The following is a 25,849-nucleotide window of genomic DNA, read 5'->3' on the forward strand; positions in this document are numbered from 1 at the left end:
CCGAACAAGCTCACGCTGAGCAGCCGTCAACCGTGTGACATCAGCCCTCGACGTCATCCGCAGCCACCGGAACCGTGGGAGTCTGACGCGCCAACACCTGGCTCAAAACCGAACCGCCCTGAGCCCGACGCTTATCCGACAGCAGCCGCGTCCGGGTCGCGTCGTCGTAGCCCAGCATCTCGAGCGCCACCTCCGACTCAGCAAGCCACGGCAGAGCCGAAACCTGCTTCACCAGCGCATCCGACGCAGACACCACAGACGGCGTCGCAGGGTTCCGCCACTTCGCCCGCAACGACCGCATCTCCACCGGCGGCTCAGACAGGCCATCACGCATCATCACGGCCGTCACAGCCGCACGACGAAGCGCCCCGCCCCACACATCCGTCGCCGCACGCGCCTCGATCACGAGGTCTTCCTTCGCCGCGTAGATCGCCTCCGCCGAAGACGGGTTGTCCTGCACGATCCCCAGCGAATTCAACGGAACCGACGTCTCACCAGCGAACAACGCCGCCAACGTACGCAGGTGATCGAAGTGAGGCTGCATCGACATCTGCGGGAACTGTCCCAGCGTCGGCAGATCACCGTTCTCATCGCGCGAAATCGACAGCATCCGCGACATGACAGCGTTCCAACGGTCAGCCTTCGACCCGAACGCATCCTCATCCGCACCCAACGCATACCGCTGAGGTGACGCGAAGAACTCCGCATGAGACTCCGCACGAGCAAGGGTCCGCAACCCCGAATCCGTCAACGACATCACCGCACGCGAGATCCGCGACCGACCGAACGGCCGCTCGAGGTCCGGGCGGAACGGAAGCGGCTCCATCCACACCCGCCCCAACGGGTTCGGCTGCGACTCCGACGACCACTTCCCATCACCGCGCCGCGTGTACGTCGTCACATGGTCACGCGCATACCAAACCAACTGCGTCGGGAAACCGACCTCATCGAACGACGTCACCGACAAGCCATCAGTCAGCGAATTCGTCCGCCGATCCCACAGCCCCGTCGCCTCACGCGCCGACTTCGGCAGCAGAAGAACATCCGGCTCCCCATCAGCACCAGGAGTCACCGTCAGAAACGACACCGAATGCACCAGAGACGACGCGAACGCCTGCGGAAGAACCGTGTCCGCGTTGTTCTCCGTCAACCAATCCGACAGGCCAAACGGATCCTGCTCAACACCCGGAACCACAAACCCGTCAAACACGATCCGAGACGCCAAAACCTGGACAGCCTTCATCGGCCACCCAAGAACCATCTCCACGTTCTTCATCTGCGGAGGAAGACTGATCCCCAGATCCTGCAGAGCGTTCTTACCCTCCGCATACACAGTCCGCAGAACATTCCGATCCCGCTTCGCCGCCCACTGATTCAACATCTTGTGCAGCGCCGACTCATCCGCCTGGCGGGGAGCTTCAATACCGAACAACTCGTTCACATCGCCTCCCCATCAAAACGAAACGGTCGCCTTACGCCCCGGAACACGCTTGCTCGTCCGCGCCGCCCAATGAGCCGCACAGAACGCCTCAACAGGCGTCTCATCACCATCAGGAACAGACGGCTTCCAACGCCACGTACCCCGGTCAGCGTTCGGCATGTCGCACACCTTCACCGACTCATCCAGAACATCCCCATCCGCACCACGAGGATGAGTGAGCGTCCCAGCAGTAAGAGCTTCCTCAGCCAAAGCGTTAGCCGCGAAATACTCCGGCGTCGACATGACCTTCAACACCCGGTCACTCACACCACGATCCCGAAGCGCCTGACGCAAAGCAGCCCCCGCGGTCCCGAGAATCGCGATCATCGCCGTATCCCGCCACCACGCAGCCAACCAATCCGCAAGCTGAGTCACACCAGCCTCAGTCGGCCCCGAATACGCCGCGACCGGCTCAACATGAACCCCGCCAGCGTGCTTCACCGCGCCACACGTCGAAACCCTCGACCCGTCCAGCGAAAACGCCACCGCGAACGACCGCACACCATCCTCAGGCGCCGTGTCGACCGCCGCCGCATCCCACAAAGCAGGAGACCAACGACGCGCCACATTCACGTCCTTCAGCCACACACCCAGACGGTCCTGCGCGTACTCCTCAGCCGTATACGACTCGAACTCGCCCTGCACAACCTCATGGTTGATACGCGTGTTCCAAGCCGGATTCGCCGCCCAATTCAAATACTCAACCGCCGGCGTCCACTTCTTCCGCGCCAGATCCGCCTTCGCCGCCAGATACTCAGCCGACGACGTATCCACACCCCACTCAGCCCACGCCGAAGCCGAAGAACCGCCCTCAGTCGCCGCCGTACGGATCGACTCGAACACCTCACCGTCATCCTCACGAGTCGGAGGAGTCCCAAGAAGCCACACCTGCGGATTCGGCATCGCCGACATCGTCGAATTGATCGACACCCACGACGACCGCTTCAACCGCTGCGCCTCATCCAGCAACAGACAATCCGACGAGAACCCGCGCCCACCAGCACCCGTCCGAGCCTTGAACTGAACCGTCGCACCGTTCTTGAACTTCACAGCCTCACGGTTGATCGCATTCATGATCCCATTCGGACGAACACGATCCATCAACCAGCCGTTACCGTCAGCCTCAAGAATCTCCACCAACTTCGAGAAAGTCTCACGCGCCGTATCCTGCTGATGGGCAGAGATCACAATCTTCTTCTCACCAAACAACAGCACCCCGGCCAGAGCTCGAGCAACCAGAAGCTGCGACTTGCCGTTCTGCCGAGGCACCGACACCCCGACACGCTTAGCCGCCCAGGTGGCGTCAGACCGCTCACCCATCGCCGCCGACAGGATCAACTCCTGCCAACCATCAAGCTCAACACCCGCCCGGAACGACAGGTCAGCGACGTCCTCCCACGAATTAGCTCGCGCCCCTGCGGGCTCGACCAGGACGCGCGGTGGAGCCTCCCCGAGCAGAGCGACGGGCTGCGATTTCATCAACCGGGTCACCCGCCTTCACAGTGTTGGCTTCAAGCTCGGCGATCTCCGCCAGAACCGACTGGAAACGGGCGCTGAGCGCGGCAACGTCACGTCCAGAGTCCGTAGCGACAAGCTGACCTGCGAGGAGGTCGCGGAGATCGCGCAGGGCGTCGAGACGCACGCCCGACGCTGCAGAGTCACGCAGAGACACGGAAATCCTCCGGGGAGTAAGCCCGACCATCCGACCGGGCGACGTTGCACCACCAGTGAGCGAGACGCAAGTTGTCGAGCTCGTCACTCCCGCCGTGCACCCGCGGGACCACGTGATCGAGCGAAGGGCGCCATATCGATGCCGAACCGATCAGCGAGCGATCCACGGCGCCTTCACACAGCCAGCAATGCCAGCCGTCCCCCTCGTAGATCCCAACTCGCTCGGCAGGCGTCACCTTGATGTCGCGGTTGTGCAACGCGCGGCGGCACCCGTCGCACCACTTCGGTCGCTGACCTCGAGTTGCTGGACGCGAACACGCTTTGCCGCAAGCGCCGCAGTTCCAATGCTGCTCCCGGCTTCCCGCGGCGCGGTCGCGGTATCCAGGCCGCATCCGCCGACACGGCTGGCAGACGGGGTTTGGCAGCGACCCGGGGCCGCGCCAGACCCTTTTTCCACACGAAGAACAGGCCGCTGCAGGAGGCATCCACGGGCCTCCTCTGTGGAATTACGATCCGTGTGTGCGAAGGCCCTATTCCGCCGGGAGGGCCGCGGATGGGGAGGGTGGGGGCTAGGGGCCCCGTCTGCTCGGTGGTGTCCAGTCGAGGAGCTGAGTGATGTTCCGCGCTGTGTTCGTGGACTCGAGCTTGGTCTTGTGTTCCGCGATCGTGCGGTTGCCTTTGGAGCGGTTGCAGTCGCGGTGCATGAGGCGGCAGTTGGCTCTCTCGTAGGGTGAGCCGCCGCGTGATCGTGGGAGGTCTTCGTCGACTTCTGCTCGTTTGTCGTGGGGTACGCATCCGTCACAGTTGCCGCGACACCTGGGGCCGTGCTTACCGGGGACCATGCTGAGGGTCTTGTCCACCCACCCCCCGCATAGCGCGCAGTGGGTCTCTTCTGCCAGCACCCTTGCTCGGAGTTCCCTGCGCCTGTGCCCGTTTGCGTTGGCCGCGGGTGACACCATGCGTGTTCCTGCCTAGTCGTATGCCCTGTCCCATGCGGGGCTGCAGCATTCGGCGGCTGCGAGTGGGGAGACGTATTCGCCTGTGCAGGTGGGGCACGTGTACATGGGGCGCCGGTCACTCATCGTCGTCTCCTGCGGGTGCGCATACGAGGAGGTGTGCGCCTTCTTCGTCTGGGTGGTTGAGGAGGCGTGTGAGGTTGCGGTCCGCGTTGGTGAGTGCGGGGTCTGCGGGGTTGTGCGGGTCGACTGCCCAGGCCATGTCGGTGTCCTTGGTCATGTTCCGACCATGTGTCGGAGGTCGATGATGTGGTCGGCGACTTCTACGAGCCGGGGCCAGTATTTGTCGGCGCAGTGTTTGCAGTACGAGAGGGTGTGTGGGCCGATTTCGACCCACGCGTATGGCCTCACGTTTGGTCCGCAGGTGTCGCAGTAGTCGTCCATGGCGACCCCTTCGTTGGGGTGTGGAGCTATCCGGTTTAGACGCCCCGGATGAGCGACATGCGTTCCGGGTCGATGCTGATGCGCGAGTACGCCTTACATGCCGTGCACTTACGCATCCCGTAGGTGAGCACGTTCGCGACGTATCGGCGCGGTGTGGGTTCGGTTTCGTTCCCGCACCTGTGGCACACCTCGAGCCGACCCTTCCCGTCCACGAACAGGGCGGGGTGGTTCTTGATGTGTGGTCGTAGCGCGTCGTACAGGCCTTGGGTGGCGATGACGTCTCCGACGCAGTAGTTGATGAGCCGTTCGCGGTCTTCAACGGATCCGGCGATGGCGCGTTCCATACGGTCCGCGTCGTACTCGTCGGTTTTCGCCGGTATGCCGAGGATCTGGCAGAGCGCGTCGAGGCCTTTGAAGGGTGCGCCGGACTTGAACTCGGTGCGCATGACGCGGAGTGTGTCGACGGTTTTGAACGGCGGCAGCGGCGGCAGGTTGGGTTTGTGTTTGTGCCCGATCCTGGGGAGGTGGAAGTCGCCCTTGAGCCAGGGAAGGTCGGCGTTCATGAGGTTGTGGCCGACGATGATGTCGGCTTGTGTCATGAGCGCGTGCACTCGTTTGAGGAATGCTCCTCGGCCACCGTTGTCCCATTCGGCGAGGCGGATCACGTCGGGCGAGTCGTACCACTTCGCGCAGACGATTGTGGTGCGGGGTTCCCGGGTGACTGTCTCGTGGTGGATGTACCGCTTCTGCAACGCGCCTCGGTCCCACCAGGATTGGACGGTGAGGCCGGCGATGCGTTCGACGTCGAGGATGAGGATGCGGTTCTTCACCTCGGGGGCGATCGCGAGGTTCGCGAACGTCATGCCGTGACCGCCCGCCGCCAGGCGCGGAAGACGTCCTTGCCGTACCGGGGTGCGGGGTTGTCGGGGTCTGCTTCGAGTGCGCGCTTCAGTTCCGGGGTGGACATCGTCGACCGGAGCGCGATGAGCACGTAACCGCGTTCGTCCTCGGGGAGCCCGTTGAGCCACTGGTCGTATGCTTCGGTTGCGGTTCTGGGCTTGGGGTTTGCGAGGTGAGCGAAGGTCACCGCTTGCTCCTTTGTTCGTCGCCGTGTTTGGCGAGTGTTGTGGGGGTTGGTCCCGTGCGCTGCTCGGCCCAGCCATGTGCCTTAGGTGTGGCGTTTGGGTTGCTGGGGCAGGACGGGAAGCTTTGGTGGTTACTCGTCTGCGCCGTAGGTGGTGTCGCGTGCGCGACGCAGGGCGCGGATGAGTCGGTTGATTCCGGAACGGTCCAGGTCGATGCCGGCGGCGTGCTCTCCGACGCGGAGGGTGGCGTACACGCCGGGGTAGTCCCGGTGCCAGGCGATCTCGAGTAGGTCGCTTGGCTCGCCTTCTACGGCGGTCGAGGGGTAGAACTTCTCTGCAGGCATGGTTGCCTCTTTCTCTCAGCCGCGTCTCGCGGCCTCACCCAGCGTCGCGCCGGGGAGTTGTGGGGGTCCGCTCGGCAGGATTCGCACCTGCACGCCGTGAGGCAACGACTTTTGGGGTCGTCGTGTCTGCTGTTCCACCACGAGCGGGCACACGACAGAGGCGGCCAAGGGACTACCAAGGCAGGGCGCTTGTCGTGGCGGGCCCGTTTTCATCAGTTCGGATGGGCTTCCGTCCACTACCTGACCCGAGGGCTTCAGTGGTCGCTGTACCGAATGCTTGGTTATCCCCGTCACAGGGACCGCGTACTCGGCGTCCAGCCTCGGCGGAAAGGGGGGCGCCTAGGCGCCGATTGGGTGCCCACCTGTTTCCGAGTGGGTCTTCTGCGAGGGGTGCACCTGCCCGCCAGATTCCAGCAGGCCTCGCATTGTCGGCTTCGCGGACTCGAACCGCATCTCCCTCGCCCTTGCGGGGTGTCCTAGACCATGCAGTAACTCGCACCCATCAGAGTTGCCTAGGGCTCAGGGTGCCGATGTGCAGAGGCCGTTCCAGTTGGACGATCAGCCGTTGTGCCAGGTGTCCGCCTGGTCGCGGGGTTCAACCGTTCCCGGGGTTGTGCCAGTCGTCCACCCCTGACCCCACTCAGGTTCGCGCTTGCGAGAGTCTCGGCGATGGTGTGGGTCAGGGGAAGCGGGTTGGGGGCGGCACGTTGGGTCTTGTGCCGCCCCCTATGGGTTGCGCGATTCGCCGCGCGTCCATCGACCACGCCGGCCACGGTGATCCGCGGCGTCTGGTGGGAGGAATCAGAAAAGCCGCCCGGGATGATCCCTAGCGGCTTTCGGCTTCCAGATACAGATCTCGAGCCTCGCGGCTCACTCTATCACGTTATCGAATTGTTTGTCGAAGGTCTTCCCCTCCGCGTGTCGTCCCTTGCTTGACGCAGGTCGGGGGCGTTCAACCACAACGCTTTCCCCGGCTTCAACGAACGCACCCGACCTTCCTGCACCCACCGGTACAACGTGGGCTTCGACCTGCCCGTGATCCTCACAGCATCGTCAAGCTGCACCCAGTCGTCTGCTGTCATCACCGGCCCTCTTCATCTCGAGCGCGACAAGCGCCGCCAACGTGTTGAACTCTTCCTCCGTGACCGTAGCGTCACACTCGGTGCACCCGATCCGCACGTCGTCGCCCGTGAATCTCGGTGGGCTGTACCGGAGGGTTTCGCCGGAACACTCCTGGCATCGCAGGTACCGCACCCGGTGGGATCGGTCCTCGAACGGCCACCTGTGTGCGGCGGTCTCCACCTCCCGGGTGAAGACGCGGGCGATCTCGACACCATCGCTGTCGTTCGCGACGTCCTCGAGATCCGGCCACCCCTGCAACTGGTGGGACAGGCGGGTGATCTCCTCAGCCGCGAGCCACGTCGGGGGGACGCCTAGCGGGTGATCGGACGACGGCGCCCGGATCTCGTCCGGTTCGCCCGTCTTCACATACCCGGCAACGCGCAACCACGGAACAAGCTCGAGCGAGAAGTGCACCGCCCGGCGGAACCGGGCGAACTCCCCCCACGCCATGTACCCGACGTTCTCGTGGTCAGTCACGCGTTCCCTCCTCGAGCACTTGCGGTGGCCGCGCGCGCCACCGCGAGGGCTACGTTGGCGGCGTTCCGGTAGCCGGTCTCGTACTCGGTCGATGGCTCGGACTTCTGCACCGCCTCCGCCCACTCGATGAGCGACTGGATGATGTAGTCAGAGCGGCTGGCTTCCTCCTCCATCTCCTCGCGGTAGTCCTTCGCGTAGGCCACGGCAATGTCTGGGGCGGTCGTGAACCTGCCTTCCTCCCGGCAGTACGTCATTGGGCCGAACAACTCGCGGGCGTTCTGCGCGCCGTCGGTGTCGAACCCCAGGGCTTGGACTACGCGGAACAGGCCGTCCTCTGCCGCTTCCAGCGCGCTCTGCTCGTCGGTCATGTCTGTGTCCCTTCCGTCAGTTCGTCGATGGCGGTCGCGAGTTGCGGCCACTGGTGATTCTCACGCTCTGGTCACTCGGCGTGTAGTCGTCAGCGCTCATGCCAGAACCTCCCGCGCCTTCGTCTTTCCGCAGATGGTGCAGGTTGCGTACTGGATCGTCTCGCGGATCGAATGCTGAACTGGCTTGTCCCACTTCCAGTCGTGGAAGATGTGCATCATCGTCCCGCCTCCCGTGCCGGTTCGACCGGCTCCCACGGGCCAGCCTTGCCGCGGCGCACGACGCGATCGCTGCTGAGGTAGTCGCCCTTCGCCAGGTCTTCGAGGGCGTCCGACTCCGACTCGAAGGTCTCCACGCCGTCGGGATCCCATTCTCCGTCACGCGGGTAGGCGATGCTGTACTCCCACTCCTGCTCCTCGGCGACCTCGGCCGCGAGCCATTCGCGAACGTCGGCGGCGACATGGCTGGCGTACACGTCGGGGTAGAGGCGCCGTGCCATGTGCGTGTGCTTCTCGATCGACTTCTCGATCACCTTCGCGAGGGGGTCTTCCGGCGTCTGCATGTCGGTCATGGTTTAGTCCTTCTTCCAGTCGTCGTGTCCGGGAAGCTCGGCGTCGTCGACGTCCGCGAACCGGTCGCGGATGAGGACGGCGAGGCACCCGGCGTGGTATCGCCAGCATCGGGGGTTGTGGGTTCCGATGTGTCCGGCGTGCGCGTCGATCACTTCGGTGAGGATGGGGGTGATGTCAGAACGGGACATCGTTCCCTCCTCCGGGCTGTGCGGTCGGCCACGTCTCCTGTGCGGGCGTGGTGGGTGCCGGGGTGCCCTGAGGCTGGTACCCGCCGCCAGCACCCCCTCTGCCGCCCTGCGCGCGCGTCACCTGCGCGGTCGCGTAACGGAGCGACGGGCCGATCTCATCGATCTCGAGCTCGATCGACGTCCGCTTCTCGCCCTCCTTCGTCTCGTAGGACCGTTGCTTCAGCCGCCCCTGCGCGATCACACGCATGCCCTTCGTCAGCGACCCGGCGACCTGCTCCGCAAACTCACGCCACACCGACGCCCGCAGGAACAACGCTTCCCCGTCCTTCCACTGTCCGGACGTCTTGTCGAAATCGCGCGGGGTGGACGCGATGGTGAAGTTCGCGACCGGAAGCCCGTTCTGCGTGTACCGAAGTTCCGGGTCCGCAGTCAGGTTGCCCACCACAGTGATGATCGTTTCGCCAGCCATCAGTTGTTCTCCTCGTTCTTCGCGGCGCGTGCCTGCGCCAGTCGTGCGGCGGCTTCCGCCTTCTGCTCTGGGGTGAGTTCGCGCCCTCGTCGGCGGAATCCCTTCAGCGGGTCGAAGTCGGCGGCGAGCACCTGGTACTGCCCACCGAACTCGTCACCGTTCGCTGTGATTCTCGTGACGCGCTTGTCCGCGTCGAGCTTCCGGGCGTGGACGGGGTTGTTCGTCCAGATGTATGCGTACTCGTCATCGCGCCCAAGCGTGACGGTGGTCTCCTGCTCATTGCGTGCAGCCACGTTCTACCTTCCGGTTGTCCGCCAGTACCAGCGGAGGAATGAGAAAGCGCCCCGTTTCAGGAGCGCTCGAGTGATTTCGTATGCGATGACCGCGGGGATCGCCCACACCGCTTTCATGCGGCTCTCCGTTTGCCGCGTTCCGGGTGCGGGTTCGCGATGAGGCCCATGCTCCGGCGGATCTGCCCGATAGTGCCGTTCGTGGTGTGTAGCCGGTCGGCGATTTCTGCGTCACAGAGACCGACCTGCCACAGTGCACGCAACTCGATGCGGGAGATCGTGCGGCGGCGCGCGAACCTTGCCGTTTCGAGGTGTTCGCGTAGGACGGCACCGGGTGGGATGTTGCGTTCTTCGGCTTCCTCCTGGATGCGCCACACGTCTTTCGGGTCAAGGTCAACCTGGATCCTCATGCGCCCGTCACCTCGTTCGCGATCTCGAGCAGCACGTCTGCGTGGCAGGGCTGATCGAGCGGACACCAGCACGCGAGGTTCTTCCCCGCGAGCTCTGCGCGCACAGCGGCCACGTATGCCGGGTACCCCGCGCACAGCGAGCGGAACGCCGCAACCAGTTCCGCGTTCGTATTGACTGGGATGCTGCACCACAGGTCGCCCCGCTTGACCGGGTTTCCCCACTTCGACGGTCGCGCGACGACGACCGTGTTCTCCGGCTTCCGCCAACCCTTCCGGCGTGACAACTGCACACGTTCAGGCATGATCGTTCTCCTTCCTTGCTTCGTAGTCGTCGACGGTTGCTCCCGGGTGGTTGATGAACCATGCGACTTGTTTCTCGTACTCGTCCCGATCCAACGTGACCGGGCGGCGTTCGATCGCGAGGGGCCGGGCACGCATGTCCCGTTCCCGCTGGTACCGGCGCACCCGTTGCGTGATGTGCGCCGGCATGAGGTAGTCGGTTGATTCGCGCCTGTGTTCCACGACCGCCCTGTACGCGTCCTCGTAGTTCAGGTGCCCGAGGGTTTCCATCCAGTCCTGCAACACCAGGGCCGTGACCTGCCGGTTGTCGCCGAGCTGGATCTTCGCCAACAGACGCGCCATCTCCTCACGCGTCATCGTGCCCGCCACCGTGTCTTCGCCTCCGTTGGGTGCGCGTCGATGCGAGGACGACCAGGGCGCGACCAGGAACCGCCGGAAGTCTCGCCATCCACCACCCACCCGGACGCCTTCAGCGACCCTCCTGATTCGGACGACAGCGTGTAAGTGATGATCCGTTCGGGCGGGTAGCCGAGCGCGACCGCCGCTCTCCTAAGCGCTCCGTAGAGCATCGAGCAGGCGTTCTTCGTCCCATCCGTCGCTACCCGGACGACCTCGATATATCCCTGCGAGTCGAGCATCCTTGAGACTGGTCGGCCAGCCACGCCGACGCCGCGTATCTCGCCGTGCTCGTCGACAACCGCGACCGAGAACTTGTGTCCGCGCACAGGGCCGTGATGGCGGTGGGTGGACGCGATGTACTCGTTTGCCTGTCGGAGGCTGATGGGATGAACCCGGAGCGTGCTCATGCTTCGATCCCTTCGAGTCCTTGTGCGAGGGCGAGTGTTGCCGCCGCGCGATCATCCGGCGACGGGCGCTGAGTTCTATGCCTGCGTCCGCCGTTGTCGTGATCCCTCCGCAACCAATTCCGCCACGTAGCAACCCAGTCGAGCTTCCGGGCCTTCGCGCCCGACTCCGCCCGCCAGTGATCGACGAACCGTTGCGTGCTGGCCGTGTAGTCGAGGCCGGGCACGTTGTCGCGTGCCCATGCCTTCATGTCCCCGGTGACGATGAATGGTTCGGGGATGCGGGTGGCGCGCTTGCGTGCCCCCTCTTCACCGTTAGGTGAAGAGGTATTGGTCGGGTCGGGTCGGGTCGGGTCGGGGTGTCTGGACGCACCCTGGGACAAGTCGTCCCCGTCCGGGTTTGTCCCAGCGGGACTTTGCCCCGTGTTTCCGGCCTTCTTCGCCCTGTACTCATCCTTGCGGCGTCTCTCCTTCTCTCTCGCGGCAAGCGTGTCCGCGCGTGACGGCTGCCAGTCAAGCCAGTCATGGAACGCGTACCCGTCGCCCTCTCGACGCCACAACCCCGCCGCGACCAACATGTCCCCGTGGGACACATCCGCCCCGAACTCCTCCACCATGTACGCCGGGATCCGGCCGTCCGTGAGGTGCTTCGACGACCATGTGCCCGCCGACACCCACAAACCCAGACACTCCATCCGCTTACCCCTCGGGATGGCTTTCACTTTCGGGTTGTCGTAGAAGCCGTCGTCGATCTTGAACCACGCCAAGGCTCTCCCCTTCCTGTCATGGTTCGACTCCGCAGATGCGCGCCAACGTGACTTCCGCGAGCAACGACCGAACCTTCTTCACGAACCCGTAAGCGTGCGGGAAGCGTGCCCGGTCTTCCGCTTGCCGTTCCGCGACCGCCATCGCATCCCTGAGCACCTGCTCCGTCGCGTCGATCAACTCCGGCGACAGGACAGCCCGCCACCAACCCGGGAACTCTCTCCTCGCCTTCGCCGCCTGCATCACCACAAGCGCGTACTCCTCATCACCCATGTCGATGAGCTGGTCAATGTCCATACGGTTGCCTCTTCTTAGAACGGGGTTTCGGTGGTGGCTGGGGTTCGGTGCCCGTTGTCGTGCAGCCACCAGGTGTTGCCCCGCCAGTCGGTGAGGGGAACATGCCTTGGGTCGTCGTTTTGCCGCACCCGGAACCCGCGGTCGAGGGCTTCCGCGGGGTGGGCTTCGATGTACCCGTGGCAGGAGGTTGTGCCGGTTCCGTGGACGAGTACCCCGTTCGCGGCACTGTTCGTGACCGGGCTCCTCGAGCCGCCCATGCCTCGCGCGCGGCGGTGTTGAAGCGAGTAGTCATCCGGGCGTGCTGGTTCCCCACACCATTGACAAAGGCCGTGATCACGTTCGATCACGGCCTTCCTCGTCGCCAGGTTGAACCCTGTCACCTGGGCCTCCTGTGACACCCACAATCGGGTTTCCGGCACAGGTAGGTGCCACCGAACTGACGGCCCGGATGACACGACGGACACTGCTTACACGCGGTCATCGTCCCGTCTCCCGTGCCGCTTCGACCGGCTCCCACGGGCCAGCCTTGCGGCGGCGCACCAGTACCGAGTAGTTGTCTCCCTGCCTCCGCGCTCGCTCTACATCTGCCTCCGCGCCTGGACGCCAGGAGGTGACGTCCAGAGCGAACGCCTTGCCCCGGTCATCGACGTACCCACGCCCGTACTCCCACTCCTGCTCCTCGGTGACCGGCTGGGATGCCTGCCCCTTCGGTGTCACGTCGAAACGGGACAGGATGGCATCCGCGATGGTCTCGTTTGACTCCATCCCGGACGACGGGAGCCCATCGCTCATGATCTTCCGCCAGTAGCGGGACTCCCCGATCACTCGGGCCAGCGCCTCGCGCACGTCGTCGTTCATGCTGCCCATGCGGCTGCCTCCTCTACTGACATCACGTCCCTGCAATCCCGACACAACACCCGAAACGACCGGCACCCACACCGCTCACAGGCTGTACGCCCCGGATCAACCGGAGCCGCGACCCGTCGCCGCTCACGCAAGTAACACGCATTGCACCGACCACCCGGCCCCTTCAACACCACACCCTCCACACGCGGCTCCGAAGGGCCACGCATCAACCGGGCACACTCCACACACCTCACGGCGCCTCCTTCCACTTCATAAGTCAGTCCTTCTCCTTCGTGCTGCGCGACTTGCGTCCGTTCACAACGCGACTCACATGTGACGAGTCGATGCCGTAGAACGCGGCCACTTCTGTCTGAGGGATGCCCATGTTGCAGAGCATCCGAATGTCGTCCCGTTGCTCATCCGTGAGGCGGGGGACGGGCGGGATCGAGGCGGGATCGACCAGGCCGTTAGCGATAGCCGATTTCACTGCGTCGTATGCCGATTCCTTCCGCGCCATTCCCAACGCCTCCGCAATCTCCGCGTACGTGAGCCCGTTGTGTCGCAGTGCCGCCGCGGCTTTCTGCATATCGAAACGCCCCGTACGGTCCCCGGCGCGACGGATCGTTCTCGCCAGGTGCTCCTGGCGGGTCACGGGATCCAGGTGGTCAGGGTTGATGCACCGCGTGTTCTCACATGTGTGGTCGAGCTCGTGCCCCTCCGGGATGTCGCCCCGGTGTGCCCGATAGGAAACTCGGTGCGCCCAGTCCATTCGGTTGCCGATCGGGCGGGAGGGGTCGTACGCCTTCCCGTAGCCGTTTGAATCGATCCGGCCGCACCACTCCCAGCAGCCCGTATCGGTCACCGTGTAGTCAGTCAGCACCTTCGGGCGGTGCAACGCTTCGCACTCACGCGAGCACATCGTCCGGGACAGGAAATGCTCCCACCCCCACCCAGGCTTCTTCGCGTACTCACGTCCGCAGAACGTGCAGGTCATGGTCTGGGTAGACTGCATCGCAGCCCTCCAATCGAGTAACGGTCGATTAAGGGTTAGGCCCGGACGAGTGTTCCACCACTCGGTTTCGGGCCGCTTCAATTTTATCGAACCTGTATTCGATACCGGATTCTCGACACGCGCGGGGCGATTGGTCATTCACCCGCCGAAACCTCCCGAACCACGAGCTCGAGTCGCGGCTGGCCGCCCTTCTCCACCCGGATGGCCGGGGCGAGCTTGTCCATGTACCGGGGTGTGTCGTCCGGGACGACACCGCCGTCCACGAGCCCGTCGCACATGGCCTTGAACGTGGGGTAGATGTTGTCCGCGTCGCGTCGCCGGTTGTCCTTCACCACCCACGTGAGCTGCACCGCGACCTTGTCGAACTGATCGAGTGGTGCGGTGAGTGCGGCTGCGGTTCTGATCTGTTTGGTTAGCTTCGACCGTGCGGCCCAGTGCAACCGCTGGTTGGCGGTCAGTGGTGGGCGCGCCCAGTCGAAGACGATTGTTGTTTCGAACACTTCGTCTCCTGGCTATGAGTAAGGCCCAACCCCTTGTGCGGGTCGGGCCTCGAAAGGTTGAGGGTCAGGCGAATGAGACGTTCGTCCAGATCCCAACGAGGATCAGCGCCGCCGTGACGATCGTGAGAGCCGAAGCGGCGACGAACATCCACGTTGGCGGGCGCTTGTCCAGCACGAATGGGTTGTAGGTGCACCCGAACCACAGGACGACCGCGAGCACGCCGGGTAGCCATGCGGTTGCGAGGAGAGCTTCGGACACGTTCATTCGGGTACCTCCGTTGTTGTTGCTTCGAGCTCGGCCTTCCGAGCGTTGGTACTGCTCACGACGTCTGGGTGTCCCTGCACGCCCCGCTTCCCTGCGAGATCCCACGCCGCCTTGAGCGCGTTGATCGACGTCGCCTGTGCGATGTCGTCCAGCGCCGCAGTCACCGCTGTGTCGTCGGGGGTGGTGATCGTCTTCACGACGAACGGTGCACGCTTCCCTCGGGACACGGTCAACGCGATCGTCAGCTCCCGGTCGATGTGCGACAGGGCCGCGATCCTGATCCCGCCCACAGCCTGCCCACCGAACTTCACATCAGAGTCTCCGTACAGGGTGATCCGTCTGCCCACCCATGTCTTCGTGTCCGGCCCCCAAGCGACGATCAGCAGCCGTCGCATCGACTTCGCAGGCTTGTACGGACGCCCCGGGAACTCCGCGAGGTGCAGGTGCATCGGCTGATCACCCCCGGGAAGCTTCACATCCGATACGGTGACCGTCTTCGGCCCACCGATGTAGTCGTCGTAGTTCTGCTGGTCGCTCTTCGGTGCGATCGTGTCCAGTGCGTCCATCAGTACGCCTCCTCGTCTTCCGACTCGTAGACGGCCCACGTCGGGGGTGTGAGCGTCGCTACCCCGTACCCGGGCCACGTGTCCGTTTCGGTGCACTGTCGCCACAGGTCGCGGGCTTCCTTGACTTTCTTCTGCCCGATGTCCGCCCACATGAAGTCGAGGTCGTACACACCCACCAGGTAGGGGGCGAACGACTCGACGACGACGAACTTGAACGACTCGAGCTCGGCCCCGGTTTCGGCTTGGTGTGCGGCCCGGTACCAGTGCTCCTGAACCGCGTACCCGTACTTCGCAACCGAGCTGTTGAACCCGCGGGGGGAAGCGTCACGACTCGTCTTCAGGTCGCCGGCTCTCACCCCGTCGTACAGGTCGAACCGTGCCCTTGTGGGTACGCCTTCGACGTCGACGATGATGGACACTTCCCGGCCCGCGATGGACTCGAGCACGTTGCGCGCTTCGGGGTGTGCGAGGACAGCTTCGGCCATCGCATCCACCTTCCGCGCCTCATCCCGCCCGATCGGCACCAGGCCCTGCGCGCGCTGCTCAGCGGCCCACTGCACGGTCGCGGCTTTCGTGGACACGTTCCCGGACGGGGTGAGGTGCTCATCCGGGTAGACGACCACACCCGACCCGACACCAAGCACCTTCGAGTGCACCGCGGTACCGAGATCGAACGCCGCCGTCGACTGGCGTGGGTGATCCTGCTCCCACTTGAACTTCGCGGGCGACTCCAAAATGCGTCGCGCCCCGGTGCTCGAGAGCTCGGGGCGCGAATGGTACGTGGCGTCATCCATCGTGTAGTCAATGGTCATCGTGTTCTCCGATCGGTTCCTCCCTGATGAACGTGGCGCCCTCACGTTTCGCGACGCTCACGGCTTCCGCGGCGGTCGGGAAACTGTCGCGGGTCAGAAGCCACTCGTCGTCCCACAGCGGTGTAGCGATGTATGCCGCCTGGCCGTTCACGTTGACGGCGTAGACGACCCACTTGTCGTAGTGCGCCAGAATCTCCTTCTGCCGCTGCTCCCGGTACTTCTCTTCGGGGCTCTTCAAGCGCACGCGAATGTTGCCCCACATCATCCGTGTTTCACCGCTTCCACGTAGGCCTGTTCGGCTTTCTCGAGTGCGAGGAGCGCGTGTGCCCACTCGTCAGCGTTCCCGCCCGCTTCGGCGAGGATCACTCTGCTTTTCGCGGCGGCGAGTCGCTTCGCCGCCTTGTCGACGTCGATCATGCGGTTACTCCTTCGCTGACGATCGCCCACCCGCGTCCGGACCACACGTCCCGGTACAGGGTGAGGTCGACGGAGTCGACGTGGATGAGCGGGGGCACGTCGTACTCGTGTTCGTAGAACTGGGTGCCGTGTAGTTGCCCGCCGTCGAGGTGTGTGAGTCGTACCGGGGTTTCGTTGATGCGTCGCACCGGCCTACCAAACTTCTCCATCAGTTCTTCTCCTCAGGCACGTATCGGTTAGTGGTCGGTTCGCCGCGGAACCTGTCGAATCCTGCTTCGATGAGCGCGGAAACCGGCCGGGAAACGGCGCGCAGGAAGCCCCCGCGAGGGTCGATCAGATCCCACGAACCGTCCCCAGCAACCCAGCCGAGCGCCTGCTGCGACTTGTCCTCGGTCTCCCATCGCCACACTTCGCCGGGTTTCGCGTCCTCCCAGGGATTCCGCACCGGGTGGGCGTCGAAGTATGCGCGGGCCACATCCATCCAGATCCCTGCCCCCTCGTACTTGAGGTCGTTTCGGTGGATGTACCGATACGCATTTGACGTTTCGCTGTGGACCGTTACCTCGTCCTGCGCGTTCCGGCGAACGAAGTAATCGGGGTGCTGTGGGTCGCGCCACCGTGCCCGGCGTTCGTCTTCCTCGGCACGGAAGAACTCGCGCAGCGCGTTTATCTGGTCGGGGCCTACGTTGATGTACCCCTGTTGCGTGACGCTGGCTGACGTCCAAAGGCCAGCCGAGTCCAGACCGACAACGACTCCGTTGCTTGCTGTGAACATCAGTCCTTCTCCTCTAACACTGGGAGCCGTTCGATCCCGGCTCTCACTTCCGCTTCGAACATGTGAACCTCGATCCACGGGTACAGGTGAACCAAAGAGTCATACACAGGCGTCATGCCCATCCCCGCCTTCCGATCTGCCCGCAGTAGCGACAAGTCGGAACCGAACCCGGGTACGTGACAAAGTCGTGCAACCCACGCGGGCCGTTAGGCATCCCCCGGTCGCACGGATACAACGAAGTCCCGATCATTTCCAGCTCCTTTTGACGGGTCGTGGGGTACCGCACACCTCGCACACCACACGACCAACCACCCACACGAAACGATGCACACCACCCGAAACACACACGCTCACAACCCCGCCTCCTTCGCCGCGACCTGCGCACGATCCGCAACCTCATCCGGAATCTCGACGCTCATTCGTCCTGCTCCTCCACGTGCCCGCGCAGAGCCTTCATCGCCCCCGCCTCAACCCGGTGACCACGCATGATCTGCGTGTTCTCACCATCCACAGCAGCCAACGCACGAATCGCGATCGACTGCTCCTCGTGCGCCGCAACAACCTCAGCTCGCGCCGCGATCAACGCCTCCGTTGCGTGCGAAAGCCTGGTGTTCGCGGCGGTCGCGAGCTCAGTGAGCTTCCACGCGACATTCATGCGTCCCACCCCATCTCTCCATTCACCGCGGCCGTCCGGTGCGCGGCGAAAACGTCCGGCGGCACTGCCTCATCGAGCCACTGCCGCGCGGTGTCCTTGTTCTCCTCACGCCACCGCGGCTTAAACGGCCGGTACCCGCTGGCGACGTTCTCTCCACAGTCGGCGCAGAGCAGGTCGTCCTCGTACCAACCCGAGCCGCTGAACCGGCGGGCAACGTTGAGCCCTTCGCAGTTCCAACACGCCGCGCTGTCTTTCGTCGTCAGGCGTTTCTTCGGCGGCATCCCACAGACAGTCAGGCCCGGCGCGAACACCGCACGGGACAGGTACTCCTCGTTCATGCCGCCTGCCCAACCCCAAGGGCGGCGTCGATATCGAGCACCGCACGCTTCCAGCCACACACCACCACGTCGCCGTCCGGGTGTACGTCGCAGGCCGGATGATTGGACCGCGCCTCGCGCACCCGCTCGAGGATTGCATGCCCCTGTTCCAGAGCCGCGACGACTTCATCCCGGATGGCTTCGAGAGTGCCCTCGTTGACCATGTGCGAGTTCGCCAGACACTCGTCTACCACGCCCCGAAAGCGCGCGATCAGTTCTTCGATGTCGCTCATGCCGCCCGCTCCTCGTCGTCTTCGGGTTCCGCGTGATCCACCAGGCAACACCGGTCACGAAGATCCAGCACGGACGGTTCAGCCGGGGCATCACCCACCCAGAACCGCTTCGTGAACACACCGAACGACCACAGCAGCAACCACAACGCCACCGCCCCGACCACGATCAGCCCGTTATGTGCCCGCGTGAACCACAACCCCGCAACCACCGCGAGGATCGTCACAACACACGCCACTCTCACCGCAGTCATCGCCGCAGCTCCCGGATCGCATCGCACCACAGCACGATGAGCATCCACGCCAGGCCACAAGCGACCGCGCCGCCCAGGGCGACGATCGCAGCCCCCGCCAGCCACTCCACGCCAAGCAAGGCGCCGAGAACCCCCGCCACGGTAGAGATCGCCGCGAATGTCAGAACCAGGGCCGCAACGAGCGGCACGAAGCTTCGTCGACGCCCCGCCCGGGCTTCCATCTCTCGCGAGATCCTGTCCGCCGCCAGCCGAGCAACTTCCTGATCGGAAACGCCGTCTGCCGAACGAACCTCGATGAAAACGTCCTCCCGCTTAAACATCTCTTGTTCTCCTTCTTGTGTGCATGAGAAACGGGGCCGCACACATACGGCCCCGCCAACCAACAAGTGCGCTTCGTGGAGTCGAACCACGACGAAGACCGTCAGCGCGCCAGGTGCTTTCTCTCTCCCCCATCGGCCGTCTAACCGCGCGGGAAGGTGAGGAGCACGCGACCGACCCCGAAAGGCCATGACGAAGCCGCGCCCCCATGAGCACCTTGTGTATAGCTCCACACCCCTGCCCGCGCGTCTCAATAGCGCGACCCTCTGTGTGTTCTTCAGCGCCGTTCCCTCCTAACCGGGTTGTTCCTGCCTGAGCGGCCATCGGATTCCGGGAACGGATATGTAATTGGAGCCGTTTTTGGGTACGGCAAACCAGCGCCTAGGTCGCATGCGACAGCGACCAAGGCCGACCCGAAAGGGTCAGATCATTGGGAGGGCTTCTCGTACTTCGCCCGGAATAGCCACCACGTCCAGGTCATGACGGTGGGGAAAGCCCAGACGATCGCCGCAGCGATGAGGCCTCCCGTGCCCCACCAGAGCTGGAACAGGCCGATAGTGAGAGCGACCGCTAGTGCGAGGTCGACAAAGGCCATGAGCGCGAGCATCCCGATCCAGAACGCCTCGCCAGCGGTGTGACGCTTCATCAGAACCCCTCCGCGTCCTTCGGTGCGTGCCCGCATCCCTCAGCGCCGCGATCGCAGACCGTGCACCAGTAGTCAGGCGCCGGCCACTCGCCCGCGTAATCGAAAGTGCCAACGTGCCGCGCCTGGTAGTCGACGATGCGCTGCCACCCGGGGTTCTGCTCGAGCCATTCCGCGAGATCGCCGACCTTGTCGCTCATGACTTCCCCGCCTTCTCGATCGCCTCGCAGATGTACGAGACGCCGAGCATCAGAGCACCAGCAAGAAAGAGCACCCACCCCCACACGTCCCTGTCCGCCACGAACGCGACGACCGCCAGGATCGAATAGAGGAGGCCCATCAGTCCGGCCTTGCCGTAGGGCCTCATGCCGCCACCGCCTGCACGTTCAGCTTCCGGCGGATGAAATCCACCCCAGACGGCTGCACCCGCGTCGTGTACGACGTCACGTGCTCCCCGTTGGACCGTTCATACTCGTGCGCCTTCACCGAGAAGTGATGCATGTACTGCTGATACGGGGTGTTCCGCATCGCGCCCTTCGCGATCAACACCCCGGCCCCACGCAGACGGTCAAACAGCTTGTTCTGCGACAGGCCGATCATCTTCGCCACCGCCCCAACGCTGTACGTACCCTCCGCGTCCATGAACGCGTCGTACGCCTCAGCCTTCGGACGCGACGCCTCAAGCTCCCGCTCCGCCTCCTCAGCCCGCCGCGCCGCCTCAGCCGCGAGCTGAAGCATCTGCGACGCGGGAAGCTTCGCGAGCATGTCCACATCCGACCCATACCGGCCCGTGCGACGGATCGTGGGCAGAACGTCATGCGTCACCCAACGCTTGAACGCCACCGCCCCCTCCACCTGGCTCCCCAGCACCGCGACATACAGCCCGGCCTCCGAGATGACCGTCATGTTCTGGTCTCCCGAGGGGGTACGCACTGAGCGCGTACCCTTCTCGTCGTCATCCAGCCGGCGAGTCATGTCGGAAGCCATCCGGTATCCGAGGATGCGCGCAACGTCAGCCGCGACAAACCACGACTCGTCATCGATGACCATCACGCGCACCGGCTGGTCGCCGTAGTTGAAGATGTCGAGCGCGCTCATGCTGCACGCTCCGGCTTCTCGTTCGGAAGGCTCTCGAGCCATCTCCTCGCCTCGTCGCGAGTGACGACCGGCTTCGTGCCGAAGTAGTTCGGCACCAGGTCGCCGCGCTTGATCGCCTTCTGGATCGAGTCGACGGACAGGTCCGTCGCCATGGCGAGGTTCTGTACCGAGTAGCTGAGCTTGTCGAGCGGCGCGTCCATCACGCGGCCTCCTCCATGAATCGAGTGACGGGAACACGCAAAAAGCCGCCGACACGCACCAGTTCCTCGAGCTGAAAGTCGGCGCGCCCGTGGAGGCGGTCGACCAGCTCGAGGTCGGTGATGTCGGCGGCTTTTGCGACGCTGTGAACGTCGGTGCCTGCCTCGCGCATCGCGAGGGTGACTCTTCTTGCGATGCCGATTCCGGCCTGCAACCTGTCCATATCGATAGGCTACACGTCGTCAACGGTTGCCGCAACCCGTTAGCGGAAGTTTTCCCGTCGAAATCGACAGGCAGGACACCTAGACTGGGTGCGTGACCCCCACCCAGCCTCTAATCAGCACGATCGCGTCCGACGTTCTCACGGGCTTCTACAAACGCAAGCGGCTGACCCAGGAGGAACTGGCGGAACGTTCCGACATCCCCCTCACGTCGCTGCAGAAGAAGCTCCGCGGCAACGCCCCGATTACCGCGACCGACCTCGTCGTCATCTCCCAAGCAATCGGGGTCGACCCAGCACTCGTGATGCGGGAGATCATGCGCGAGCTTGACGACCGTAACGCCGGCATGTCGGATGCCCCGGTTAGTCTCGAGGCACACCGAACGAAGAAGTCGGTCGCCGAGATGACGGATGACGAAATCGAGGCGATTAAGAAGAAGGCAGCAACGTATGACCCTGAGCTCGAGCAGGACGAGCCCGAATCTCCCTAGAGGTCGGGCGTACTGCCCCTATGAGCATGCCGACCGCCTCGGGCTCGAGGTTGTCGTCCGCCCCCTGAGAACGGGGCACGAGCTGTGGTTGCCGGAGTACAACACACTTGTCATCAACGCGCGTCTTCGCTCCTTGCACCAGCGAAATGCGGCAGCTCATGGTGTCGGGCACGCGGCCCTTGGGCACGAGGATGACCGCCCTAAGCACGAAAAGAAGGCCGACCAGTTCGCTGCTTGGAATCTCATCGATCCCGACGAACTGGCCGACCTTCGGAAGTGGGCGCCTGACGAGCAACGGCTCGTGCAGGAGTTGGGTGTGACTACGCGCCTATTTCGCGCATACGTTCTGTCGTCGGCTGCGTGAGAAGTTCCGAGAACTGCTGCATGCCGAGCAGGAGTCGCGCGGTGTTCTGCGGTGTTCGGTAGGCGCGTGTGGTGGCCCGGATCGAGTGCCCGACGATATCGCTGATGATGTCCTCGGGCAGGCCTGCCTCGTACAGCAGGTCGACAGTGGTATGGCGGGCGTCGTGCAGCCGGGCATCCTTCGTGATCCCGGACGCAGCGAGGTCGGTTCGCCAATCCCGCGACGCTTGATCTGGGCTGACGGGCTTCCCGTTCTGTGTGAACACCAGACCCCACCGGTTGGGTTCCATCTTCTCGATGTGCTCGAGCAGGTGTCGTCGGAAGGGGTCTACGAGAGGGACGATGCGCCACGACTTGGACGACTTGGGGCGGGTCCAATAGAGACCGCCCTCGATGTGCCGGTACTCATAGTCGACCGGTACATCATCAGTGACGCGCTGGGGACAGTCTGAGGCGCGCTTCACGGGGCACGACCCGTCGCACCCGTGCTTCCAACGGATGCGCTGCATCTGCCACGACAGGTCGAGCACATCCGTAACCCGATCTACCTCAAGCCCAAGAACCTCTCCGCGTCGCGCACCAGTCAGGAGCGACGTGGCCCACTGCGCGCCCCGTGGGGTGCATGTCTTCGCGTAGGCGATGAAGTAGTTCGCCTCAGCCAGCGTGAGCGCGTCAAGGGACCGCAGCGCCTTCCTGGGGGCGGCTGTGAGGGTCGCAGGGTTGCGCCCGATTCGCCCCTCGCGCACCGCGATTTTGAATGAGACGGTCATCACCCGATGCGCGAGGAGTGCCGTCGTAGAGGATAGGCCCTTGCTGAGGATCGAGTCGTGCACGCGCCGAATGTGGACGGCCGTGAGCTTGTCGAGCTTTACCTTCCCGATCGCGGGAATGATGTGGTTCTGCACGGTGCGCCGATACCCGTCAAGAGTGTTCGGGCGCACCTCTTTCGCGGCGACCTGCTCAACCCAGTATGTGAACCACTGTTCGACAGTCTGGTTCTGTGTGGGGAGGTCGCCGCGCGTCTGAAGTTCCGCTTTCGCTTTGGCGAGCTCCGCCAGAAGATCCTTCTTGTTCTTCCGGCGGATCCGCTTGCGGCGACGCTCCCCGTTCAGTGGGGGAAGCTCTATGACGCCGTTCCAGAGGCCCCGGCTGTCCTTGAAAACTGAGCCTTCGCCCTTGCCTCGCATTGGGGCTCCTTCCGTGCCCTGAGATCGATTGGAGACTTGTGTCTCCGACGTCCGAGGGTCTTCTTCTCCTGCGCTCGACGTGCGTCACCGCTAGTTCCTTCCGGCCAAGGTTGGGTGTCTCCCACGGTGTATCCATCGCTACCGGTCGGTAGCTTCTGCTGACAACCGCTGACGACAGGCTAGCAGTCGTTTTCGACGTATTGCAAGGCCATCTAGGCATGTTCCACACGACTGAAAATCGTGAGGTCACGGGATCGACGCCCGTCGGAGCCACAAGGACCGTCGTTACAACGGTCCCAGAAACCCTCGCGTAGCTTCTACATCGCGGGGGTTTTGCTTTGCCCTGGTGAGGGCGGGTTCCTCCCCCGGTCGTTGAGGGCGGGTTTCTGAGCCGGTCGTTGAGGGCCAGCTCCTCCCCGGTCGTTGAGCGAGCGGAGCGAGACGAAACGCGCTGCTCCGGCCGGTCACGATCCCTCGCTACCCCTCGGCTTGACCGCGAGCCAGGAAACGAGGGTGGACCGCAGCGCATAGCGTTCGCCGTCACGTGTCTCGGCGACCTCGGTGGGCTTCCGCTCCGTCTTGATGACGTCATAACCGCCAAAGACCTCGCGAAGCAGACGGTCAGCGTCTCGGCTCGAGATCTCGCTCTCCAGGAGGGCGGGTCTGCGGCGGCCGTCTTCGGTGACCTCAAAACGGTCCGCGACGATCGCGATCGCGGCCACGCCACCTGGCCGGAGTGCGGCCTCGATGCGGTTCAGGAGAGAACGGACTGCGCCGAGATGCGGGAGATGCTCGATCGAGGAGAACGCGAGCACGATGTCCGCGTCCGCCTCGAATGCGAAGTCGACAAGATCCGCGCACCGGCTGTGCAGAATCACGCCGCTCTCCTTCGGCGCTGAGTCCTTCAGCCGATCGAGTGCCGCCTCAAGGAGGTCGACCGCGTAGACCTCCGACCCTGTCGGCAGGGCCTGCATCATCGGGATTGTGTGCCGACCCACGCCCGCGCCGAGATCGTAGGCGATAACCGGTCCGCGACACGGTAGATGAGCAAGGGCATCAGCGAGAAGGCGGTGCGGCCTGGCCAGCCACGATCCGGGCTCTCCGAGTGCCTTCGATGTATAGAGCTCCTCGTGATAGCGCACGGTCTCTCGTCGCGCCGCGTCGTACCGCTTGTGTGCGCCGGTCATCCGATGATTCAAGCGCACCCGGCGTGCGACGCGTCTCTCACAGGCGCTCGAGCGAGTCCAGCCACGCGTCGACGACGGAGAACGGGATGGGCGCGAAGCCGAAGGCATCGACCCCGACATGGAACTGGCGGCCATCCGCGCCGCGATCGCGAGCGTGAGTGTGGCCATGGATCAGGGGCAGCCCCTCGTCCACCGGGCGGTGCCTCCCATGGCGCTCGGTCTCCGTCGAGTCGCCGCGATACGGATAATGCGATGCGAGCAGCGGCCGTCCATGACGTTCCCCGATCAGCAGCTCTGGAAGCACCGTCCAGCCCGCGTCCTCGTAGATCGGCCGGAAGCGCTCGATCGCCCGCTTCGTCTGCGTCGCCGATGAGACGCGGTCGTGGTTGCCCGGCACGAGCCAACGGCGTCCGTGCAACCTGCGCGTGAGTTCGAGGCTCTGCTCGATCGGGCCGAGCGCGACATCCCCGAGGTGCAGCACAACCGCGTTCGGAGCGACGGCGTCATTCCACCGCCGGACGAGCTCTGCATCCATCGCCTCGACCGCGTCGAAGGGCCGCCCTGCCAGCTCGCTGATGCGGGCGTGCCCGAAATGCGTGTCCGAGGTCACGAAATCGACCACGTCGAAGTCGAAAGCGCCATCGGGGGCGAAGAAGGTCACCGAAACCCGCCTACTCCGCCCTACAGCTCGATCCAGTACCGGCGCAGCAGCGGATGGCCGTGCGCAGACTGGTCCGAGACATCCTCGAGCACGCCCCCGGCGCCCTCGATCGTCCGCGCGGAGCCCACGTTGTCGTCATCGCACGTGAGCATCACCCGATCGAGGCCGATCTCGCGCGCCCGCTCGAGCGCGAGAGCGAGCCCCCGCGACGCGTAGCCACGCCGTCGGCGGGAGGGGCGGACCGAATAGCCGATGTGCCCGCCGACCCGGCGCAGGTAGTCGTTCAGAGCATGCCGGAACGACACGAAGCCCACGACCTCGCCCTCGTCGACGATCCAGTAGAGGTCGTTGTGCACGAGACCGCCCGGGAGGACGCGCGAGGTGTCCGCGATCTCCGCGGCCTTGGCGACGAGCTTCTCGCACGTCGCCCGGTCTCCCGACGTCGGCGGCGTCAGCCCCGATCCGTCCACATGCACGCCGCCGAACTCGTCGACCGCGGCCGACCAGCTGTCGAACAGCTCGAGCGTGGGTCGCATGAGGGTGATCGCCATCCGCCCAGCACAGCAGATCCGGGCTACCCGCGCAAAGGCGCGCGTGGCGGATGGCGGGGGCTGGGTTGTCTCAGAAGGGTGGGGGCTGGGGGTCGTGGATGGCGTGGTGTCGTCGTCGGGGTTCGGGCTCGGTGACGTAAACGTGCCCGAGCGGGCTGGTCCACTCGATGCCGCCGCCCTCGAG

47 protein-coding genes are annotated in these 25,849 nt (G+C 64.4%); 2 read left to right on the forward strand and 45 right to left on the reverse strand.

What is annotated here, in order from left to right:
* Window positions 1-40: 40 nt before the first annotated feature.
* The 41 genes from ACWXWW_RS16455 to ACWXWW_RS16655 form a co-directional block, all read right to left on the reverse strand.
* Entirely contained in the window at window positions 41-1,441 is a 1,401-nt protein-coding gene (locus ACWXWW_RS16455; RefSeq protein ID WP_455970944.1) for a phage portal protein, read from the reverse strand.
* A gap of 12 nt (window positions 1,442-1,453) precedes the next feature.
* Window positions 1,454-2,971, reverse strand: a complete 1,518-nt coding sequence (locus ACWXWW_RS16460; protein WP_455970946.1) for a terminase large subunit domain-containing protein — start codon at window positions 2,969-2,971, stop codon at window positions 1,454-1,456.
* Window positions 2,972-3,138: 167 nt separating this feature from the next.
* The gene (locus tag ACWXWW_RS16465; protein ID WP_455970948.1) at window positions 3,139-3,636 is read right to left on the reverse strand and encodes an HNH endonuclease; all 498 of its coding nucleotides are present in this window, start codon (window positions 3,634-3,636) and stop codon (window positions 3,139-3,141) included.
* 589 nt (window positions 3,637-4,225) lie between these two features.
* Window positions 4,226-4,387 (reverse strand): hypothetical protein, encoded by a 162-nt coding sequence (locus ACWXWW_RS16470; protein ID WP_455970950.1) that lies wholly within the window; start codon window positions 4,385-4,387, stop codon window positions 4,226-4,228.
* 199 nt (window positions 4,388-4,586) lie between these two features.
* Window positions 4,587-5,414 (reverse strand): hypothetical protein, encoded by an 828-nt coding sequence (locus tag ACWXWW_RS16475; RefSeq protein WP_455970952.1) that lies wholly within the window; start codon window positions 5,412-5,414, stop codon window positions 4,587-4,589.
* On the reverse strand, window positions 5,411-5,638 hold the full coding sequence (locus ACWXWW_RS16480; RefSeq protein ID WP_455970954.1) for a hypothetical protein: 228 nt from the start codon (window positions 5,636-5,638) through the stop codon (window positions 5,411-5,413). Before ACWXWW_RS16480 ends, ACWXWW_RS16475 begins: the two co-directional genes overlap by 4 nt.
* Window positions 5,639-5,767: 129 nt before the next feature.
* Entirely contained in the window at window positions 5,768-5,980 is a 213-nt protein-coding gene (locus tag ACWXWW_RS16485) for a hypothetical protein (protein WP_455970955.1), read from the reverse strand.
* Between the two features lie 1,053 nt (window positions 5,981-7,033).
* Window positions 7,034-7,579: a hypothetical protein gene (locus ACWXWW_RS16490; protein WP_455970956.1), complete on the reverse strand. Its 546-nt coding sequence runs from the start codon at window positions 7,577-7,579 to the stop codon at window positions 7,034-7,036.
* Window positions 7,576-7,947 carry a hypothetical protein gene (locus ACWXWW_RS16495; RefSeq protein ID WP_455970958.1) on the reverse strand — a complete coding sequence of 124 codons (372 nt, stop codon included), beginning with the start codon at window positions 7,945-7,947 and terminating at the stop codon, window positions 7,576-7,578. The genes ACWXWW_RS16490 and ACWXWW_RS16495 overlap by 4 nt, the downstream gene beginning before the upstream one ends.
* Before the next feature lie 96 nt (window positions 7,948-8,043).
* Entirely contained in the window at window positions 8,044-8,166 is a 123-nt protein-coding gene (locus ACWXWW_RS16500; RefSeq protein WP_455970960.1) for a hypothetical protein, read from the reverse strand.
* Complete coding sequence (locus ACWXWW_RS16505) at window positions 8,163-8,516, reverse strand: hypothetical protein (RefSeq protein ID WP_455970962.1); 354 nt, start codon at window positions 8,514-8,516, stop codon at window positions 8,163-8,165. Before ACWXWW_RS16505 ends, ACWXWW_RS16500 begins: the two co-directional genes overlap by 4 nt.
* 3 nt (window positions 8,517-8,519) lie before the next feature.
* The gene (locus tag ACWXWW_RS16510; protein ID WP_455970964.1) at window positions 8,520-8,705 is read right to left on the reverse strand and encodes a hypothetical protein; all 186 of its coding nucleotides are present in this window, start codon (window positions 8,703-8,705) and stop codon (window positions 8,520-8,522) included.
* Window positions 8,692-9,174 carry a single-stranded DNA-binding protein gene (locus tag ACWXWW_RS16515; protein ID WP_455970966.1) on the reverse strand — a complete coding sequence of 161 codons (483 nt, stop codon included), beginning with the start codon at window positions 9,172-9,174 and terminating at the stop codon, window positions 8,692-8,694. The genes ACWXWW_RS16510 and ACWXWW_RS16515 overlap by 14 nt, the downstream gene beginning before the upstream one ends.
* Window positions 9,174-9,467 carry a hypothetical protein gene (locus ACWXWW_RS16520; RefSeq protein WP_455970968.1) on the reverse strand — a complete coding sequence of 98 codons (294 nt, stop codon included), beginning with the start codon at window positions 9,465-9,467 and terminating at the stop codon, window positions 9,174-9,176. Before ACWXWW_RS16520 ends, ACWXWW_RS16515 begins: the two co-directional genes overlap by 1 nt.
* A 113-nt stretch (window positions 9,468-9,580) precedes the next feature.
* Complete coding sequence (locus tag ACWXWW_RS16525; RefSeq protein ID WP_455970969.1) at window positions 9,581-9,874, reverse strand: hypothetical protein; 294 nt, start codon at window positions 9,872-9,874, stop codon at window positions 9,581-9,583.
* On the reverse strand, window positions 9,871-10,176 hold the full coding sequence (locus ACWXWW_RS16530; RefSeq protein WP_455970971.1) for a DUF4326 domain-containing protein: 306 nt from the start codon (window positions 10,174-10,176) through the stop codon (window positions 9,871-9,873). The genes ACWXWW_RS16525 and ACWXWW_RS16530 overlap by 4 nt, the downstream gene beginning before the upstream one ends.
* Window positions 10,169-10,543 carry a hypothetical protein gene (locus ACWXWW_RS16535; protein ID WP_455970973.1) on the reverse strand — a complete coding sequence of 125 codons (375 nt, stop codon included), beginning with the start codon at window positions 10,541-10,543 and terminating at the stop codon, window positions 10,169-10,171. The genes ACWXWW_RS16530 and ACWXWW_RS16535 overlap by 8 nt, the downstream gene beginning before the upstream one ends.
* Complete coding sequence (locus tag ACWXWW_RS16540; RefSeq protein ID WP_455970975.1) at window positions 10,528-10,980, reverse strand: XF1762 family protein; 453 nt, start codon at window positions 10,978-10,980, stop codon at window positions 10,528-10,530. Before ACWXWW_RS16540 ends, ACWXWW_RS16535 begins: the two co-directional genes overlap by 16 nt.
* The gene (locus ACWXWW_RS16545; protein WP_455970977.1) at window positions 10,977-11,744 is read right to left on the reverse strand and encodes a hypothetical protein; all 768 of its coding nucleotides are present in this window, start codon (window positions 11,742-11,744) and stop codon (window positions 10,977-10,979) included. The genes ACWXWW_RS16540 and ACWXWW_RS16545 overlap by 4 nt, the downstream gene beginning before the upstream one ends.
* 16 nt (window positions 11,745-11,760) lie before the next feature.
* Window positions 11,761-12,039, reverse strand: a complete 279-nt coding sequence (locus tag ACWXWW_RS16550) for a hypothetical protein (protein ID WP_455970979.1) — start codon at window positions 12,037-12,039, stop codon at window positions 11,761-11,763.
* Between the two features lie 477 nt (window positions 12,040-12,516).
* Window positions 12,517-12,906 carry a hypothetical protein gene (locus ACWXWW_RS16555; RefSeq protein ID WP_455970981.1) on the reverse strand — a complete coding sequence of 130 codons (390 nt, stop codon included), beginning with the start codon at window positions 12,904-12,906 and terminating at the stop codon, window positions 12,517-12,519.
* Between the two features lie 256 nt (window positions 12,907-13,162).
* Entirely contained in the window at window positions 13,163-13,879 is a 717-nt protein-coding gene (locus ACWXWW_RS16560) for an HNH endonuclease (RefSeq protein ID WP_455970983.1), read from the reverse strand.
* Between the two features lie 152 nt (window positions 13,880-14,031).
* Complete coding sequence (locus ACWXWW_RS16565) at window positions 14,032-14,397, reverse strand: hypothetical protein (protein ID WP_455970985.1); 366 nt, start codon at window positions 14,395-14,397, stop codon at window positions 14,032-14,034.
* Window positions 14,398-14,461: 64 nt separating this feature from the next.
* Entirely contained in the window at window positions 14,462-14,656 is a 195-nt protein-coding gene (locus tag ACWXWW_RS16570; RefSeq protein ID WP_455970987.1) for a hypothetical protein, read from the reverse strand.
* A 2-nt stretch (window positions 14,657-14,658) separates the two neighbouring features.
* The gene (locus tag ACWXWW_RS16575; protein ID WP_455970989.1) at window positions 14,659-15,228 is read right to left on the reverse strand and encodes a hypothetical protein; all 570 of its coding nucleotides are present in this window, start codon (window positions 15,226-15,228) and stop codon (window positions 14,659-14,661) included.
* Window positions 15,228-16,040, reverse strand: coding sequence for a PD-(D/E)XK nuclease-like domain-containing protein (locus tag ACWXWW_RS16580; RefSeq protein WP_455970991.1), 813 nt, complete (start codon window positions 16,038-16,040; stop codon window positions 15,228-15,230). Before ACWXWW_RS16580 ends, ACWXWW_RS16575 begins: the two co-directional genes overlap by 1 nt.
* A complete protein-coding gene (locus tag ACWXWW_RS16585) occupies window positions 16,030-16,305 on the reverse strand; it encodes a hypothetical protein (RefSeq protein WP_455970993.1) in 276 nt (91 codons plus the stop codon). Before ACWXWW_RS16585 ends, ACWXWW_RS16580 begins: the two co-directional genes overlap by 11 nt.
* Window positions 16,302-16,457: a hypothetical protein gene (locus tag ACWXWW_RS16590; RefSeq protein ID WP_455970995.1), complete on the reverse strand. Its 156-nt coding sequence runs from the start codon at window positions 16,455-16,457 to the stop codon at window positions 16,302-16,304. The genes ACWXWW_RS16585 and ACWXWW_RS16590 overlap by 4 nt, the downstream gene beginning before the upstream one ends.
* On the reverse strand, window positions 16,454-16,666 hold the full coding sequence (locus tag ACWXWW_RS16595; RefSeq protein WP_455970997.1) for a hypothetical protein: 213 nt from the start codon (window positions 16,664-16,666) through the stop codon (window positions 16,454-16,456). Before ACWXWW_RS16595 ends, ACWXWW_RS16590 begins: the two co-directional genes overlap by 4 nt.
* A complete protein-coding gene (locus ACWXWW_RS16600) occupies window positions 16,666-17,232 on the reverse strand; it encodes a hypothetical protein (RefSeq protein ID WP_455970999.1) in 567 nt (188 codons plus the stop codon). The genes ACWXWW_RS16595 and ACWXWW_RS16600 overlap by 1 nt, the downstream gene beginning before the upstream one ends.
* Window positions 17,233-17,647: 415 nt before the next feature.
* Window positions 17,648-17,887: a hypothetical protein gene (locus ACWXWW_RS16605; protein ID WP_455971001.1), complete on the reverse strand. Its 240-nt coding sequence runs from the start codon at window positions 17,885-17,887 to the stop codon at window positions 17,648-17,650.
* A complete protein-coding gene (locus tag ACWXWW_RS16610) occupies window positions 17,884-18,225 on the reverse strand; it encodes a hypothetical protein (protein WP_455971003.1) in 342 nt (113 codons plus the stop codon). The genes ACWXWW_RS16605 and ACWXWW_RS16610 overlap by 4 nt, the downstream gene beginning before the upstream one ends.
* Entirely contained in the window at window positions 18,222-18,497 is a 276-nt protein-coding gene (locus ACWXWW_RS16615) for a hypothetical protein (RefSeq protein ID WP_455971005.1), read from the reverse strand. The genes ACWXWW_RS16610 and ACWXWW_RS16615 overlap by 4 nt, the downstream gene beginning before the upstream one ends.
* Window positions 18,494-18,721 carry a hypothetical protein gene (locus ACWXWW_RS16620; protein ID WP_455971007.1) on the reverse strand — a complete coding sequence of 76 codons (228 nt, stop codon included), beginning with the start codon at window positions 18,719-18,721 and terminating at the stop codon, window positions 18,494-18,496. Before ACWXWW_RS16620 ends, ACWXWW_RS16615 begins: the two co-directional genes overlap by 4 nt.
* A 23-nt stretch (window positions 18,722-18,744) precedes the next feature.
* A complete protein-coding gene (locus tag ACWXWW_RS16625) occupies window positions 18,745-19,068 on the reverse strand; it encodes a hypothetical protein (RefSeq protein ID WP_455971009.1) in 324 nt (107 codons plus the stop codon).
* 425 nt (window positions 19,069-19,493) lie between these two features.
* Window positions 19,494-19,712 carry a hypothetical protein gene (locus ACWXWW_RS16630; RefSeq protein ID WP_455971010.1) on the reverse strand — a complete coding sequence of 73 codons (219 nt, stop codon included), beginning with the start codon at window positions 19,710-19,712 and terminating at the stop codon, window positions 19,494-19,496.
* Window positions 19,712-19,909, reverse strand: coding sequence for a hypothetical protein (locus ACWXWW_RS16635; RefSeq protein ID WP_455971012.1), 198 nt, complete (start codon window positions 19,907-19,909; stop codon window positions 19,712-19,714). Before ACWXWW_RS16635 ends, ACWXWW_RS16630 begins: the two co-directional genes overlap by 1 nt.
* Window positions 19,906-20,076: a hypothetical protein gene (locus tag ACWXWW_RS16640; protein ID WP_455971014.1), complete on the reverse strand. Its 171-nt coding sequence runs from the start codon at window positions 20,074-20,076 to the stop codon at window positions 19,906-19,908. Before ACWXWW_RS16640 ends, ACWXWW_RS16635 begins: the two co-directional genes overlap by 4 nt.
* A complete protein-coding gene (locus ACWXWW_RS16645; RefSeq protein WP_455971016.1) occupies window positions 20,073-20,807 on the reverse strand; it encodes a phage antirepressor in 735 nt (244 codons plus the stop codon). The genes ACWXWW_RS16640 and ACWXWW_RS16645 overlap by 4 nt, the downstream gene beginning before the upstream one ends.
* Entirely contained in the window at window positions 20,804-21,010 is a 207-nt protein-coding gene (locus tag ACWXWW_RS16650; RefSeq protein WP_455971018.1) for a hypothetical protein, read from the reverse strand. Before ACWXWW_RS16650 ends, ACWXWW_RS16645 begins: the two co-directional genes overlap by 4 nt.
* A complete protein-coding gene (locus tag ACWXWW_RS16655) occupies window positions 21,007-21,228 on the reverse strand; it encodes a hypothetical protein (RefSeq protein WP_455971020.1) in 222 nt (73 codons plus the stop codon). Before ACWXWW_RS16655 ends, ACWXWW_RS16650 begins: the two co-directional genes overlap by 4 nt.
* A 92-nt stretch (window positions 21,229-21,320) precedes the next feature.
* Here ACWXWW_RS16655 and ACWXWW_RS16660 point away from each other — a divergent pair, with 92 nt between their 5' ends.
* The gene (locus tag ACWXWW_RS16660) at window positions 21,321-21,716 is read left to right on the forward strand and encodes a helix-turn-helix domain-containing protein (protein ID WP_455971021.1); all 396 of its coding nucleotides are present in this window, start codon (window positions 21,321-21,323) and stop codon (window positions 21,714-21,716) included.
* Window positions 21,676-22,080 (forward strand): ImmA/IrrE family metallo-endopeptidase, encoded by a 405-nt coding sequence (locus ACWXWW_RS16665; RefSeq protein WP_455971023.1) that lies wholly within the window; start codon window positions 21,676-21,678, stop codon window positions 22,078-22,080. Before ACWXWW_RS16660 ends, ACWXWW_RS16665 begins: the two co-directional genes overlap by 41 nt.
* On the opposite strand, the gene ACWXWW_RS16670 is transcribed toward ACWXWW_RS16665, so the two are convergent.
* The 4 genes from ACWXWW_RS16670 to ACWXWW_RS16685 form a co-directional block, all read right to left on the reverse strand.
* Entirely contained in the window at window positions 22,037-23,266 is a 1,230-nt protein-coding gene (locus ACWXWW_RS16670) for a tyrosine-type recombinase/integrase (RefSeq protein WP_455971025.1), read from the reverse strand. The two genes, ACWXWW_RS16665 and ACWXWW_RS16670, sit on opposite strands and share 44 nt — an antisense overlap.
* Window positions 23,267-23,730: 464 nt before the next feature.
* Entirely contained in the window at window positions 23,731-24,453 is a 723-nt protein-coding gene (locus ACWXWW_RS16675; protein WP_455971027.1) for a class I SAM-dependent methyltransferase, read from the reverse strand.
* Between the two features lie 37 nt (window positions 24,454-24,490).
* Window positions 24,491-25,114, reverse strand: a complete 624-nt coding sequence (locus tag ACWXWW_RS16680) for a metallophosphoesterase family protein (protein WP_455971029.1) — start codon at window positions 25,112-25,114, stop codon at window positions 24,491-24,493.
* A 20-nt stretch (window positions 25,115-25,134) separates the two neighbouring features.
* A complete protein-coding gene (locus tag ACWXWW_RS16685; RefSeq protein ID WP_282980417.1) occupies window positions 25,135-25,665 on the reverse strand; it encodes a GNAT family N-acetyltransferase in 531 nt (176 codons plus the stop codon).
* Window positions 25,666-25,849: the final 184 nt, after the last annotated feature.

This window comes from Microbacterium sp. KNMS, from assembly GCF_053851835.1.